Source organism: Pseudomonas sp. GW821-FHT09H03 (assembly GCF_059415945.1).
The window spans coordinates 1-15,626 of the sequence record NZ_JBWKOF010000023.1; the positions used below are offsets into that span (position 1 = coordinate 1).

General features: G+C 58.3%; 11 protein-coding genes. 6 read left to right on the top strand and 5 right to left on the bottom strand.

What is annotated here, in order from left to right:
- A partial coding sequence (locus tag AC07OG_RS24425) for a LysE family translocator (protein WP_495068318.1) occupies positions 1 to 194 on the bottom strand: 194 nt, incomplete at its 3' end.
- Positions 195 to 859: 665 nt separating this feature from the next.
- Positions 860 to 1,177: a DUF6966 domain-containing protein gene (locus AC07OG_RS24430; RefSeq protein ID WP_495068319.1), complete on the bottom strand. Its 318-nt coding sequence runs from the start codon at positions 1,175 to 1,177 to the stop codon at positions 860 to 862.
- Between the two features lie 1,031 nt (positions 1,178 to 2,208).
- On the opposite strand from AC07OG_RS24430, the gene AC07OG_RS24435 reads away from it, so the two are divergent.
- On the top strand, positions 2,209 to 3,585 hold the full coding sequence (locus AC07OG_RS24435) for a GGDEF domain-containing protein (RefSeq protein ID WP_495068320.1): 1,377 nt from the start codon (positions 2,209 to 2,211) through the stop codon (positions 3,583 to 3,585).
- Between the two features lie 278 nt (positions 3,586 to 3,863).
- The gene (locus tag AC07OG_RS24440) at positions 3,864 to 4,628 is read left to right on the top strand and encodes a tetratricopeptide repeat protein (protein WP_495068321.1); all 765 of its coding nucleotides are present in this window, start codon (positions 3,864 to 3,866) and stop codon (positions 4,626 to 4,628) included.
- Between the two features lie 98 nt (positions 4,629 to 4,726).
- Here the strand turns inward: AC07OG_RS24440 and AC07OG_RS24445 are convergent, their stop codons facing one another.
- Both AC07OG_RS24445 and AC07OG_RS24450 read right to left on the bottom strand, forming a co-directional pair.
- Positions 4,727 to 5,113, bottom strand: coding sequence for a response regulator transcription factor (locus AC07OG_RS24445; RefSeq protein ID WP_495068357.1), 387 nt, complete (start codon positions 5,111 to 5,113; stop codon positions 4,727 to 4,729).
- A gap of 41 nt (positions 5,114 to 5,154) precedes the next feature.
- Complete coding sequence (locus AC07OG_RS24450) at positions 5,155 to 6,147, bottom strand: response regulator (RefSeq protein ID WP_060543788.1); 993 nt, start codon at positions 6,145 to 6,147, stop codon at positions 5,155 to 5,157.
- A 354-nt stretch (positions 6,148 to 6,501) separates the two neighbouring features.
- Here AC07OG_RS24450 and AC07OG_RS24455 point away from each other — a divergent pair, with 354 nt between their 5' ends.
- Positions 6,502 to 11,556, top strand: a complete 5,055-nt coding sequence (locus AC07OG_RS24455; protein ID WP_495068358.1) for a trifunctional serine/threonine-protein kinase/ATP-binding protein/sensor histidine kinase — start codon at positions 6,502 to 6,504, stop codon at positions 11,554 to 11,556.
- Here the strand turns inward: AC07OG_RS24455 and AC07OG_RS24460 are convergent.
- Entirely contained in the window at positions 11,455 to 11,958 is a 504-nt protein-coding gene (locus tag AC07OG_RS24460; protein ID WP_495068322.1) for a helix-turn-helix transcriptional regulator, read from the bottom strand. The two genes, AC07OG_RS24455 and AC07OG_RS24460, sit on opposite strands and share 102 nt — an antisense overlap.
- A 365-nt stretch (positions 11,959 to 12,323) precedes the next feature.
- On the opposite strand from AC07OG_RS24460, the gene AC07OG_RS24465 reads away from it, so the two are divergent.
- The 3 genes from AC07OG_RS24465 to AC07OG_RS24475 all read left to right on the top strand — a co-directional run bounded on the left by AC07OG_RS24465 (position 12,324) and on the right by AC07OG_RS24475 (position 15,351).
- Entirely contained in the window at positions 12,324 to 13,274 is a 951-nt protein-coding gene (locus tag AC07OG_RS24465; RefSeq protein ID WP_060543786.1) for a GlxA family transcriptional regulator, read from the top strand.
- Between the two features lie 137 nt (positions 13,275 to 13,411).
- Positions 13,412 to 14,404, top strand: a complete 993-nt coding sequence (locus AC07OG_RS24470) for an MBL fold metallo-hydrolase (RefSeq protein WP_495068323.1) — start codon at positions 13,412 to 13,414, stop codon at positions 14,402 to 14,404.
- Positions 14,405 to 14,451: 47 nt separating this feature from the next.
- Positions 14,452 to 15,351 carry a LysR family transcriptional regulator gene (locus tag AC07OG_RS24475; protein ID WP_060543784.1) on the top strand — a complete coding sequence of 300 codons (900 nt, stop codon included), beginning with the start codon at positions 14,452 to 14,454 and terminating at the stop codon, positions 15,349 to 15,351.
- The last annotated feature ends 275 nt before the right edge of the window (positions 15,352 to 15,626 follow it).

Consider the following 15,626-nt stretch of genomic DNA (forward strand, 5'->3'; position numbering starts at 1 on the left):
AGGGCCGTGATGCCAAAGGCGGCGCAAAGCATATAGACGACGAAACCCAACGCCACGCCGCCCAAGGAAATCAGTCCGGCCATCCGTCCCTGGCAGATCGACCGCGAGATGAGATAGATCATGTTCGGGCCGGGAGTCAGCACCATGGCCAGTGAGATCAGACCGTAGGCCAGCAGGGTGGACAGCTCGGGCATGGCGTAACTCCAAAGGAAGACGTGACGGATTGGAAGTTGGGTCAGGTCAGCGTAAAACGGCTTGCGCCTCTCGGGTGGGATGTGCCTGGGTAGAGTAGGGGATAGTAGTGGAGTCAGAGGGTGCGCGTTAGATACAGATTGGCTGACAAAACGTGATACAGCGGTCGCTGCAGCCGGTTTCCGAATCATGGAATACGTTGCGACTTCAACGTAGCGCGCGAAGGGCTGAAGCCGACCCATTGCAGTCATTCCCGCCCCCCGGGCTCGCATTCCCAGTCAGCGGAGCGAATGACTTGAGTCGCCTGTCAGGATCGGAGCTGGTCGAATAGCTTTTGCAGAAAAACATCGCCCGCCACAGAGTTTGAAAGCAAGTAATGCCCAGACCAGTTGTCCCAGCCGGCTGCGAGGCTGAACTCAGCACATTGGAAATTCTGGTGAATAATTTCATCAACGCCTATGACAGGTGACCCCAATCGTTTGAACCCTTGAAGTTGGATCAAGTTTTTAGCTAACGATAGCCAACAAGAGTCTGACAACTCGTTGAAACTGAGTGTCAGATGTCCATTAGCTGCCGTGTCGAGAATTGGATTCATCTACTGCCGTCTAAGGATTGACACGAAGGGAATGCACAAACGCGGCTGCGGGGGCGTTGTTTAGGTGCCAGATCAAGCTTGAGACCGTTTTATTGCGTTAGCGACCTGCTCGGCTTTGTTGCGCAACTCAATGAATCTTTCGTTTAGCTCGACATGACCTGGCTTCCAGGAAAAGGCGCCGTCGACGTAGCTTTGACCAAGAATGAGATCATTTAATGAGCCCATTCCGCCGTAGGCTGACAATAGGTACTCAATTCCAAAGTAATCAGAATCCAGCAATAGTGCCCTTGCCTTACGTATCCAAAAGCTCCAATGGGTGTCTCCATCGCTTTCGAGCAGGATTGCAAGCTGAGCAAGAATGCAGATCAGCTCTTCAGTTTTCGGTCCCATTTCTCGACATCGTCCATAGTGAAGCGCGGCAGGGGCTGGGTGAACCGCTGTTGAGTATTTCTCGCCCGCTAGCTACATAAGCTACTGTTTCGCCATTAGGGTGTCCACAGGCCGCTTCTGGCCCTTCTTTACCGATCATGGTGCTAAAGCGTGCTGGTCAAATCCGATGCAATCGTTTGTCAGAACGAATGCAAATGCCTGGTCAGGCCGAATGCAATCGGGTGGTCAAGTGGAGTGCTATTTCGCACAGAAATGCAAAGCCCCGAAGGTTCGCGGCTTCGGGGCTTCGGGGCTTCGGGGCTTTTATTTTCGCCTCCATCCCTTAATGTCTGGCGAACGTGGCGGCGAGAATACCAGCGATGCATTAGTGATTCACTACTGCGAAAGGTTGATTGTGTTCGACCGGCAGGACGCCTTGAGGTTTTTGCGCAAAACTTCCTCTGGAGGCCGCGAGTTTCAGTTTGCATAAGCACAAAAAGGCGGGTGTTTTGCCACACTTTGAAGTAGTTATATTCTTTTAAAAACAATAAGTTAGGCTGCATTAGTCCCCAGTATGAGGTGCAAGAGACGAGCGTGGCGCTATTGGCTGTTTGTTGCCTTCGCGAAGCGCTGCAGTCGACCCAAAGTTGCCCTGTCGCACCAGGTTGAATTCTCCCGTCCACAAACGGTCGGTCACTGGTCGTCAAATTCCGGGAGTCGGATGCCTGTTACGCGGAAATAGTCGGTGATCGAATCTCACTGCTGAGGTCCTGCACCAACTGGATCACCTTATAGAGTTTCGCCAATACATCGTCGACCCGCTCCCGGCATGGTGAGGCCTGCCTGAACTGTAACCGGCCAAGTGGTTCGTCAGTTGATTCATCTATTGCGTGTTGTCGTTGGGTACAGCCAAAGGACAATAATTTGAAGTGAGAGCCCTGCGCTCTGCCTATGCTGCAACCAACGAGCCCATTGGCGAGAGCAGGAGGTCAAATGCTTGGTAACAGGAGCGCAAGACAGGTTTCCCCAAATGCCATTTTGGAGAGGCTATCATGAGGTGGGTAATCGAGTCTGCGCGCGCCGTCAAGGTTGGCAGCTGGATTATAGGGGCAATCTTGATCGTTATCGCCGTTATCGGGGTGGCCGACCGCTATAACCGTCAGCGGGCTCTCCTATTAGAGGGGCAGCAAGCATTGCTGGCTCATCGAAGCAGCTGGGGCTATGACACTCTGGTACGCCAGCTGGCGACCCATGAACTGCAACTTTCACTGCTTCGGGCAAATCCCCTACCGACCGGGTGTCTGCCAGACCAGTCCATCGCCGAGCAGCAGCGCGTTACAAAGACCCTGACTGAAGGTATCGAAGAGCTGACTCAGTACACATCGCGAGTACCCATAAATCAAGTTGCGGCTTTGCCCAGTCCGCTGGCACCACAAATGCGCCTGACGAAGGGCGGCATTCAGATGACCAGTCGACAACTTCTAGGCTACAGCTGCAGCGGGCGTAAGGCAGTGATACGGGAAACACAGACTCGGTTACAGCCGTTACCGCTGCCGCCGCGTTCGGCGATCGGGCCGGCGTTTGTCGATGCGCTTGTCGTGCATGTTGCCGTGAGCCACGGCCATAACCCCCCCTTGTATGTCGACATTCGTTTCACCGGCGACAAGGCAGACCTGCTACCTGCCACAGCCGCCAACTGGCCCACGACACACATTTCAGAGGAGCAAGGCCAGGAGCGTTTTGTCCGAGACATAGAGGACCCTCAACATGCCCTGCACCTGCAGTTCTATAGTGAAATCCTGACACCGAGTTTCCTGTCACTGTTCCTGAGCTGGAATGGTCTCGGGTTGTCGATGCTGGTTGGCATGCTTGCCAGTGTGCTGTTGATCATTTGGCTGTCGGGAAAATTGATTGACGCCTACGGGATTCAGCATCGAGCGGCGACTCGCGACTTTCTTACCGGGCTTTACAACCGACGGGAGGCGATGGCACTGGCAGAGGCGGAATTGGTCAGGGCCCAGCGTACGCCCAGTTCGTTGTGCATATTTCTGCTGGATATCGACCACTTCAAACGGGTCAATGATACCTACGGCCATGACGGCGGGGATGAGGTGCTGAAGTTTTTTGCCCAGCTGCTTGACCAAGCCGTACGCCAACATGACCTGGTCGCCCGCATCGGCGGGGAAGAGTTCCTCATCCTGCTCCCAAATACCGATTTGACGGGCGCACATACGATGGCCGAGCGCTTGTTGCAAATCCTGCGCGACTCGACGCTGGACTATGCCGGAACACCTATTGGCGTCACCTGTAGCATAGGTGTCACAGCTTGGCGTGGGCCTGAAGACAACATTCAGGGCATGCTTATCCGTGCCGACCTTTTGCTTTACCAGGCCAAACAACAAGGCCGAGACCGCTATGTGAGTGACTAACGCTAATCTGCTGCTTATTGAGGAGCACTGCCTTCAGCAAGAACAATGATGCGACGGTTACGTCAGCTTTTGGCCGTTTTCTGCCCCGCGTGAAGTGCAGCAACAGAATCATGTTTAGATGTTGGGGTGGTAAAAAATGATACTGGTTGCGACGGCCGTTGCGGCAGGAACTTCAGGGTATTGGCCAGGTCAATAGCGGCCCTGTATCGGAAATGCCGAACAGCGCTGTGGCCGTTTTTACGGCAGTGCCGTCCGAGTTCAGTCGAGTCAGCCCCCTGATGCCAACCAAGAGTTTTCTGCCGGGCCTCATCCTGGTGTTCTGCGCCGTCGCGTCGTTTTGTTCCGTCGCTGCCGAGCGAAGAGCGCCCGCGCAAAGCAACAGCGCATCAACCACCCTGATCGAAACAGCCTCGCGGCAGTATGAAAATGGCCAACTGGACCAGGCCGCCGCTACGTTGGAGCGTGCTCTGCATATCCAGCCGAACAATCCCGCAACGCTGCATTACCTCGGTGTGTTGCGTCTTCAGCAGGGGCAGTACCAGCAGGCTGAAACCTTGGCGGCTCGCTCGAACATGCGGGTTGGTCGCAACGTCGAGTTGCGCAACCGTAACTTCCAATTGATCCAGGCGGCGCAGCAGGCTCAATCTTCGGGTACCCCACCCAATGCCAAAGAGGATCTGGTCGCAGTACAGAAGGGGCTGGAAGAGGAGACCCAAAGGCGCCGCGAAGCAGAAAAGGCCGTTGCTGAACAATCCACTCCGATCACTGGGCACGACGCTGGCAACTTCGCTGGCGCAGAGACAGATCGGGTTGCGCAAGCACCGACGGCTGGCAAAGCCGGACCCGAAGGAAAATTGCAAATGGCGAATGTCGGGCCAGAGCGAGTGTACGCTGAGGTTGAGATTCCCCGCAGCCATATGCCGCCTCCGGGCAAATGCCGAATTTGGTTTCCTGATCGTCCGCCGGGGCATCAGCCCGCATCCGGCAAATGTAAGAAGCTGCGATATCGGGTTCCCTCAGGGGCTTATCTGGTGCGCGGTTGAGTATCTGAGTGTCCACTTCTGGCCGATTTCTGCCTGTCGCGAGCGGCAGATATCGGCTGTCGATCCAACCGCTCCACGCAGCAGATTAGCTAAATCCTTCAGGCTGGCATAAGTCGGGGGCCGAGCCCATGTTGAAGGGCAAACTCGACAGCGCTCAGCAGCGTGTCGCTGCTGAAGGGTTTGCGCAGGCATTTGATGGGCTCGAAGCGGCAGGATTCGGCCAGTGTCGCTTCATCCCAATCTGCCGACATGCAGATCACGGGGAATTTTCTGCCCTTGAGCGACAGCGCGCGCATGACGTCTATCCCAGACAAACCGATCATTTTCAGATCGAGCAGCAGGCACGCTACGTCATCGAGGTTTTCCAGGGCCAGGAACTCTTCGCCCGAGGCGAATACCCTTGAGTGGTATCCGGCCGAACGGAGCAGATTAGCCAGGCTTTTGCGCACCGATTTATCGTCGTCCACGATATAGACAATGAGCATGGCACTGGACGATGGCGGGGGGGAGTTGCCAGTGTCGATCGTCATGAAGAGTCCTGCATGGCAAACGGTGCCTCTGCGGCAATCAAGCCATACAGGTTGACCAGGCTGACGAGCGAGCGCGTCTGCATCTTCTCCATGATGTGTTTGCGGTGGACTTTGGCGGTGACTTCACTGGTCCCCAGCCGGTTGGCGATATGTTTGTTGGAGAGACCCTCAACGATCAGCGGCAACACTTCGCGTTCACGGGGGGTCAGCAACCCGGTGCGTTGACGGGCGCTTTGAATGCGTTGCCATTGCTTGAATGCAGTCGCTGCACGTTGGCGAGTGGTACGCAGGGTATCGAGCAATTGGTCGTCGTTAAAAGGCTTGATCAGAAACTCGACCGCGCCTGCCTTCATGGCCTGCACCGACATCGGGACGGTACCGAAACCGGTCATGAATATGACTGGCCATGGATGTCCACGTTGGCTGAGTGCCGTTTGCAGTTCCAGGCCTGTCGCTTCGGGCAGGCTTATATCGAGCAACAGGCAAGCGGGGCCGATGTCGAGGTCAGCGCTGAGCAATTCTTCGGCCGAGGCGAATATCCGATGTGCGATACCTTCTGCCCGCAGCAGGCGGCTGAGCGCTGTACGCACGGACGCTTCATCGTCGACGATAAACACCGGCACGCTGTCAGGATCAATCGTCGCCAGACTCTCAGGCACAAGAGAGGCCTGGACGACTGGAGGGAACAGCGGCAGGGGGAGTTCACGTTGTTTCAATAATCGGTAACCTCGCCTCGGGACCGTCTGGATGATTTCTTTTTTTCCGAGCAACTTGCGTAGCGAGGAAATCTGCACTTGAAGGTTGTTTTCCTCGACGACGGTGTCGGGCCATACCTGTGTGATCAATTCATCTTTACTGACGATCCGGCCATCGGCCTGCATCAACACCAAGAGTATTTCGAACGCCCGACCACCAACACGCAGCGGCTGGCCATCACGAAATGCTTCGCGCTGTTCCAGGGAAATAGTAGTGTGGCCGAGTTGGATCATGTAAACCTCTGCACTGAGGTGTTGAAGAAAGTGATGTGTGCACTTTTGTTGATCAGGGCTACACGCTAGGGGACAGCCGCGCATAATTCAATTATCCCGAGGGATAACACTCCGTGATTTCAGTGCGCGAAACTACCCACAGGAGGGGCGCTCGACGGCCAACATAGTGCCGGTAGCGGACATCATTGCCTGGACGCATCCATTGAGCCAAAAGCCGTGCCTATACTGCGACCTCAGCCTGAAACGAATCTTTGGCGGTGATTGTTCATGCTCAGCAGTTCTCTCACTTCATCCAATTCCCGTGATCCTGATGCCATCGGCGTTGAAGCCTGGCTGGAACGTTGCAGCTTCGAATTGCTGCGCCGGGAAAACGACCTGACCTGGTTCGCGATTCAGGATAGGCAATCGGGCACCCGCTGGCTCGGCGCCCGGGCTCCGATCCAGCAGCCTGCCACGTGCCAGCGGTTGGAGCGCGATTTTCACCTGCACCTGGACCTGGCCTGGTCGATTGCCCCTGTCTCGTTAATCCGCTCGGCCGAGGGCCCTTTGCTGATCTATCCCGTGTCGGGAACGCCGCTGGTTGATCTGATCAGTGACACAGGACTGCCATTGGAGCGCTGGCTGACCATTGCGGTAGCGGCGGCCAACGCGCTGTCCAGCGTCCAGAAAGCGGGCACGCGACATGGCAATCTGTTACCCCATCACCTCATCGTGGACGCCGCCGATTCAGTCAGGCTCCTGGGTTTCCATAGCCATGCCCGGGAAGCTCACGCCGCAGAGTTGCCCTGCCTGGAACAATGGCCGTATCTGGCGCCCGAGCAAGTACAGCGTGAGACCCCCCGTTTTGACGCGCGCAGTGATACGTACGCCCTGGCCGCAATTCTTTATCAAGCGCTGACTGGCCGCCTGCCCCTCACAGCCCGCGCTGCGTCTCAATGGCAGCACGTGCACGCCGCCGTCCAGCCGCAATCGCCGGCGATCCATGTTGTCGATCTGCCGGAAGGCATCTGTCGAGTGCTGCTCAAAGGCTTGGCGAAAGAGCCGGGTGCCCGCTATCAGTGCGCCGAATCCATGGCTGCGGATCTGCTCTGGTGCCAGCAGCAGTGGCGGGAGCACGGGCGCATCGATGGGTTTAGGCTGGGCGCCTTCGATGGGCTCCCTTCAGTGACCCCCGGTGATGCTCTGTTCGGTCGAGAGGCCGAGTGCACGCAACTGATAGAGCAGATGAATCAGGTGCGCAGCGATGGCATCGCCCGGGGCCTGCTGGTTGGGGGGGCACCGGGTGCCGGCAAGTCGACGCTGATCCATCAGGGTGTCCGCCCCCTGGCGCCCGGTTATTGGGCGAGCGGTAAAAGCAATCTCCTGCAGCAGGAAATTCCATATGCACCATTGGTGGAAATTTTCAGATCGCTGATGACTCAGTTGCTGGGCAAGCCAGCTCAGGAGTTGGAGGCGCTGGGTGAGCAATTGGTCGAACGGCTGAAGGGGAGGGGCCGGATTTTGGTGGAACTGGTACCCGAAGCCGAGCTGGTCATTGGTGCCACGTCTGAACTGCCGAACATGTCGGCCCGACATGCGCTCGATCGCGCCAACCGGACCCTGCTGGATGTACTGCAAGTCTTCACCCAGCCGGGACGGCCACTGGTGCTGTTTGTGGATGACGTCCAGTGGGCGGACGATTCGACGCTGTCATTCCTGCGCGCCTTCGCCGCCCGGCCACCCCGGCATCTGGTGCTGATCCTGGCGTACCGCGATTGCGAGGCGCAGGCCCTGGAATGTGAAGGTGGATTGCTGGAGGTGCTGGGCCGTGGGCAATCGCTGTCCTGCGCAAGTGTCAGGTTGGGGCCATTGTCGATCCCTGCGGTTGCGCAACTGATCGCCTCTGAACTGGACACTGACGTTCAGAATATTGAGGCGCTCGCGCAAGTCGTACACTACAAGACGGCGGGCAATCCTCTCTTCGTCAGCCAGGTGTTGCGGGCGTTGATCGAGGAACGCCTGGTGCGCTTCGACGTGCAGGAACGCCGCTGGGCCTGGAGCCAGGAAGAGGTGGGCGGTTATCGCTACGCTGATAACGTCGCAGACCTGATGGTGCTGCGACTCGACCGTCTGCCATCGATGGAACGCGAAGTGATGCGCACGGCCGGATGCGTCGGTGGGCGCTGTGATGAATCGTTGCTGCATCGGCTGTTGCCACACGACCCGGAACAGATCGCCCGTGATGTGCAAAGCCTGATCAATGCGGGTTTTCTGCTGCGCGAGCAAGAGCAACTGGTGTTTCCTCACGACCGTGTACTTGAGGCAGCCTGTCAATTGCCTGCGCCAAATGGGCGCGCGGCCGAGCATGCGCGTATCGCCGCTGTCATGCTTGATCACTGGGATGAACAGATCCATGAGCGTGTGTTCGAAGTCGCCAGCCAGATCAAGCGCATTGACGCCAATGAACTGGAGGCGCATCGCCGCGCCGCGTTCGTCGAACTGTTGATTGAAGCGGCTGAACGCGCCAGGAACACCGCTGCGGTAGAGCAAGCCGTGGAGTATCTGCGCACCGCCGAATGCCTGCTCGGCCAGGCGGGTTGGTCGAGCCTGTACACCCAGGCGTTCACCACTCAATGGCTGGCGGCCGATTGCGACATGCTGTTGGCCGATCTGGCCGGCGCCCAGCGTCGCCTCGATGACTGCCTGGCTCACGCCACCACCGCGTTGGACCGAGCGAAAACTTATCGCTTGCGGGCTACGTTGCGCACGCTGCACTCCGATTACGAAGGGGCGATCACCGAGGCGCAGAACGGTCTGAGCCTGCTGGACATTGCGCTGCAACGCCGGCCTTCGCAGGACCAGCTTGACCTGGCGTTTGCCCGAGTGCGCACACTCGTTGGCACACGCCGTATTGCTGAACTGTTTGATTTACCCAAGGCCGACGATCCGCGTATCGAGACGGCTATGGAGTTGCTCAGTACGCTGATTTCCTCGTTGTTCGTCAATGACGACATCCGCTTGCTGCATCTGGCGAAAATGGTCGAACTCACGCTGATGCATGGCACCACGCCGAGCGTTGGTTACGGATTTTCCTGGTTCGGGGTGATGATTGCCGAGCGCTTTGGCGAATATGTGGACGGGCAGGCCTTCGCGGAGGTCGCCCTGGAACTCATTGACAAGCATGGCTATGAAGCCGGGCGCACAGGAACGCTGGTTGCTCTGGATCAGGTCAGCCCCTGGACCCGGCCCATGGCGTATGCCCGGCAGAAGGCTTTCGCTGCGTTGGAGTGCGGCCAGGCCGCTGGCGACCTGGGTATGTCCTGTTATGCCTGCAACCACATCGGCTCTGACCTGCTGTTCATGGGCGAACCCTTGCAAGGGGTATTGAGTGAGCTGGACCGGGGCCTGGCCTGGGTGAGTCAGTTTCATTACGTCGACATCGAGCGCATCCTGCTGGCGCAACAGGCGTTTGCTATCGATCTGCGCGATGGGCGCCCGCATCGGCCGCTGGGCGAGCTGGACGTTACGGAGCATGACCGTTTCGGCGCCATTGATCGTACTCGCGTGTCACAACCGACGCTTTTCTGGTCGTGGTTGTATTCGGGCATGTCTGCGTTTTATTTTGGCGATATCGCTTACGCGTTGAGGCGTTTCGAGGAGGCCGCCGCGTTGGCCTGGTCCATTCCGGCGCATATCAATCTGGCCGATTACTACCTGTTCTACAGTCTGGCACTGGGCAGTGCGCAGGCGCCGGGCGACGAGGCCGAGAAGCTGGAAAAACTTGAGCAGCAACGCCTGCGGTTCCTGCAATGGGTGGAGCTCAACCCGACAACTTTCCGCAACAAACTTCTGCTGATTGAGGGTGTGATCGCCCGTTTACGCGGGCAGGACCTGGTTGCCATCCGCTGCTTCGACCAGTCGCAAATCGCGGCGGCGGCGGCCGGTTTCATCCATGAGCAGGCGCTGGCCCATGAACAGCTGGCCAATATCTGCCTGGCGAATGGGCTGGCATCGGGTGCCACTCACCATCTGCACGTCGCGCGTGATTGCTACCAACTGTGGGGCGCTGATGGCAAGGCACGTCAACTGGAGGCCTTGCATCCGAATATTGTTGAAGCCCCGGCGTTCGAGCCTGCCCGGCCTGTGACCCAGGTTCGCCTCGATCTTGAAGTGGGGATCGAGGCAGCGCGTGCACTTTCGCAGGAGGTATTGCTCGAACGGCTGGTCGAAACCCTGATGATTCACCTGATGGTTCAGGCGGGTGCCGACCATGGTGTGCTGATGATCGTGAGTGACGCGCAACTGCAACTGGCGGCGGCCGCGACTGTCGAAGCCGGCAATGTGCGGGTCGTCATGGACGCCGAGCAGTCACTCGAACAACTGACGCCGCTCGCAGTGCTCAACGCCACCATGCGCACGCGCACGCCCCTGGTGCTGGACGATGCCCGGACAGACTGTCCTGAGGCGTACAGCGCCGACCTGCAACAGCGTCAGACACGTTCCATGTTGTGCCTGCCGCTGCTCAAACAAGGCACATTGATCGGCCTGGTCTACCTCGAAAACAGCCTGCTCCCCAAATTGTTTAGCGCCGAGCGCCTGACGATGCTTGAAATGCTCGCCTCCCAGGCCGCCGTGTCGCTGCAAACGGCCAGGCTGTATGCGCAACTGGTCGAGGACAACCAGTTGCGCGCGCAGATGGAAGCGGATTTGCGCAGTTCCCGGGCGGAACTGGCGCGTAGTTCGCACCTTAAAGTCATGGGTGAGCTTTCTGCTTCGATTGCCCATGAAATCAGCCAGCCGCTGCTGGGTATCCTGGCCAATGCCTCGGCGAGTCTGCGTTGGCTCAAGCGTGATCAGCCCGATTTGGAGGAGGCAATTCAGGGGCTGGAAGACATCCGGTCAGACAGCGCCCGTGCCACCGACATCATCCAGGCGCTCCGCGCGCTTGCCAAACAGGCCCCTTTGCAACGGTTGCCGGTGCAAATTGACCATCTGATCGGTGAAGTCGTGCGCTTGACCGCCCCCGACCTGGCGAACCGCGACGTGCGGCTGGAAACCCGGCTCAATGCGCAATGCTCGGTTTGGGTCGATGCCGTGCAGATTCAGCAGGTGGTATACAACCTGATCACCAATGCGCTGGAAGCCATCGCCGGAACCGGAGCGTCGGATGGGCGCATCACCATCGACTCAGCGGTCGAAGGTGACTATGTACATGTCTGCTTGCAGGACAACGGACCGGGAGTCGGCGCGCAAGAGCGCGAGCAGATCTTCGATGCGTTCTATACCACCAAAGGCAGTGGCATGGGCATGGGGCTGGCCATCTGCAGGTCAGTGGTCGGCGCGCACGGAGGGACGTTGGTGGTCCAGGACAGCGAGCAAGGTGCCCGGATTTGTTTCAGTTTGCCGCTCACGCCAGTCAGCGCTGGATAAAAAGTGGCTGCTTGCGATGGCGTGATGAAAGTTGTGGCGCCAGGCCTTCGGTGTCACCCCCTCCAGGCGACTGAACGTGCGGGTGAAATGCGGGTGATCGGCGAAACCGCATTCATAAACCACGTCCGTTATTGCCATTGAAGTGATCAGCAGGCGTTTCGCTTTTTCAATCTTCATCCGCAACAGCCAGTCTTGAGGCGAGTGACCGGTAACCTTTTTGAACGCGCGGGAGAAGTGGCTGCGTGACAGGTTGCATTGCTGGGCAATTTCGCCGATGCGCACACAGTTGTCCATGTCACGCAGCATCAGCTCCTTGGCGCGGCGCTCCTGCCAGCCGGAAAGCGATCCCAGCGGTCGCGCAAGAGAGCATGGAGTGTCTGAGTCAACCGATTGTGGGTTCATGGCGGCAATCCTTATCGTTCAGGAAAGTCTGTCCGCCAACGGCATTTAAAGTCCTTAAGCAAACCTTAAGAGTTATTAAACGGGCCTTGTCACAGGCATTGGACAGCACGCCGTTATAGGCGGGCGAACCGCTGCAAGTTGCCAACAGCCCCCAAGACCGAATCTCCTGCCTGGATTTCCTCCAATAGAGGAGTGGGTTAGCTTTTTGAGTAAAAAGACGAGGAGGGTCTCAATATTGTCTCTTTGCGCTTGACAATTTTTTAGGCAAATCACTTATTCTTCTTCGATAATCGCGCCGCCCGCTCAGGCAAAACGCCCAGCGTTGGCATTGCGTTTCCATCTCTTGCAAAAAGTGATTTCGCCCCATGAAAAACGTGGCAATGGTGCTGTATCCGGACTTTCTTCTGCTCGATATGTCCGGGCCCATGGAGGTTTTTTCCCTCGCCAATCGTTTTCTGGAACCAGACAACCATTATCGGTTGTCATTGATCGGCACCGAACAGGGCTCGCTGCGAGCGTCCAACGGTGTCAGCGTTCAGGCCGATGTGCATATCGACCAGGCGTGCGACAGCTATGACCTGCTGCTGGTGCCGGGTGGGCCAGGGGCCTATAACGACAAACACCCTCGGTTGCTCGACTGGCTACCGGCAGCGGTGAGTCGGGCCAGTTGCTATGGCTCGATCTGCACAGGGGCTTTCGTATTGGGGCATGCTGGTTTGCTGGACGGCTATCGGGTGACGACTCACTGGCATTACACAGAACGGTTGATTCGAGCCTTCCCCAAGGCAACGGTCGAGACCGATCAGATTTATATCCAGGACCGCACCCTGCTTACCTCGGGTGGTATCACTGCTGGCATCGACCTCGCACTGGCATTGGTCGCCCAGGATCACGGCAAGAAAGTCGCCCAGGACGTAGCCAAAGTACTGTTGGTGGTGATGAAGCGCCAGGGTGGACAGGCGCAGTTCAGCCCGTTGATGGCCGCGGTGGCGCCACATGAAACGTCGGTGACGCGGGTGCAGAATTATGTACTTGAACACCTGGACGAAGCTTTCAACATTGAGCGCATGGCCAGTCTGGTGAACATGAGTACACGACATTTCGCCCGGGTGTTCTCACGTGAGGTGAATATGACCCCGATGGAATTCCTGCAGAACGCACGCATTGACCGCGCCAGGAGCCTGCTGGAGAGCAGCGACCTGCCGCTCAAGACCGTGGCCTACAAAAGTGGTTTCGGCAGCGTGCGATACATGCGCTCACTGTTCAGTGACAAACTCGGCCTGACCCCTGTCCAGTACCGCGAGCAATTCAGTTAGAGCACGATTGGCTGCCCTGCGCACCACTGCGTTAAATCAGCACATTGCTGCAATTTTCACGGTGGTGGCTCGTGCATGATCGTCTTTCTTCGGCTGGAGTGAATGGCCGTTTTTCTGACTCGATCAAGAGGTGAGGCATGAAGCATTCTCTGGTTTGCACACTGCGTGTACTAAGTCTGGCATTCGTGCTGACATCGGTTGGCGTCCAGGCTCAGGCGCCGATTCAGGGTACACAGGTCCCTGGCTTCTACCGGTTGGCGGTGGGGGATTATGAAGTGACGGCGCTGTTCGACGGTTACAACGATCTGTCGCCCAAGCTGCTGCAGGGCATGAGCCAGAGTCAGATCCGCGCGTTGCTCGCCCGTCGCTCGATTGAATCCCCAGGCGTGCAGACAGCGTTCAACGCCTTCCTGATCAATACCGGCAAGCAACTGATCCTGGTCGACACCGGGGCAGGGCAGTGCATCGGCGCTACGGCCGGCCAGCTCCCGGCCAACATGCTCGCGGCCGGCTACAAGCCGGAGCAGGTCGATGCCATCCTGATCACGCACCTGCATCTGGATCACGTCTGCGGCCTGGTGGATAACCAGCAACAGCCGGTCTTCGCTAATGCCACGGTGTATGCCGCTCAGGCCGAAGCCGACTTCTGGCTCGACCCTCAGGCGCTGGCCAAGGCACCGGAGGCGGCCAAAGGCTTCTTCAAAATCGCCCAGAATTCCACTGCGCCTTACATCGCTGCGGGGCGCTTCAAGACCTTTGCCTCTGACCAATCGCCGTTGCCGGGTACGGTCGAGGCCAAGCTGGCGGCCGGACACACGCCGGGCAGCACCACCTACCGCTTCACGTCCCAGGGGCAGAGCATCCTGTTCATGGGTGACCTGGTGCACAACCTTGCCGTGCAGTTCCCGCATCCGGAGGTATCGATCGGTTTCGACGTCGACCACACGCAAGCGATCAAGAGTCGCGACCAGGTATTCAGCGCCGCCGCCAAGAGCAAGACCTGGGTGACGGCTGCGCATTTACCGTTTCCCGGTATCGGCCATATCAGCGCCGTGGGCAAGCAGTTCGAGTGGGTGCCGGTGGAGTACGGCCCATACAAACGCGCGGCCAACGTACCGCTGATCGAGTAACGTGTGTTGCACCTGCGCCTGACTCAACCCACAAGGACACCACGCCCATGAACCGAAACGATCTGCGCCGCGTCGACATGAACCTGCTGGTCATTTTCGAAGCGCTTATGTTCGAAAAGAACCTGACCCGGGTTGCCGAAAAGCTGTTCATGGGCCAGCCGGCGGTGAGTGCGGCACTGGGGCGTTTGCGCGACCTGTTCGACGATCCGTTGTTGTTGCGTAACGGTCGCGGCATGGAACCGACAGCGCGGGCACTGGCGATTCTCAAAGAGCTGCAACCGGCGATGGACACCATCTCCGGTGCGGTCAGCCGGGCCAAGGCGTTCGACCCGCAGAGCAGTTGCGATGTGTTTCGCATCGGCCTGTCGGACGATGCCGAGTTCGGTCTGTTTCCGCCGTTGTTGCGGCAGTTACAAGAGGAGGCGCCCGGGATCGTCGTGGTGGTGCGCCGCGCCAACTACCTGCTGATGCCGGCGTTGCTGGCGTCCGGGGAAATTTCGGTGGGCGTGAGCTACACCACGGATCTGCCGGCCAATGCCAAGCGCAAGAAGTTACGTGATATAGCCTGCAAGGTGCTGCGCGGGGATGATCGGCCGGGCCTGTTGACTCTGGACGAATACTGCGCACGACCCCATGCGATGGTGTCGTTTTCCGGTGACCTGAGCGGCAACATTGACCTGGATCTGGCCAAGGTCGGGCGGTGCCGCAAGGTGGTGTTGGGGGTGCCGCAGTTCAGTGGCTTGCGCGCATTGCTCGCGGGCACCGAAATGATCGCCACGGTGCCGGACTATGCCGCTTGTGCGTTGGTAGAGGGCTGTGGATTGCGCGCCGAGGACCCGCCGTTCGAGATTGAGGCGGCGCAGTTGTCGATGGCCTGGAGCGGGGTGCATGACAATGATCCGGCAGAGCGCTGGTTGCGCTCGCGGATTGCCCAGTTCATGTCCTAGACCTTCAAACCCACCTGCGCCCGGATGTAAAAGAAGGCGCGTTCCGCAGATCCTGGTGCTCTCGCAACGAGAGCACATACAGTCAATTTTCCCCGCCACCGCATCGGCACAATTGAATCCCGGCGTCGACTTCGACGTCGGTGATCTTTCCAATTGTGTGGTAAGCCTGCGTCGCCCACGAACGCCTGGAGCCTCTCCATGACCAATGACAACGACCCGACGGATCCGCTGCGCCGACAATTGCTCGCTGCCGGGTCCTTGCTCAGCGCGGCGGT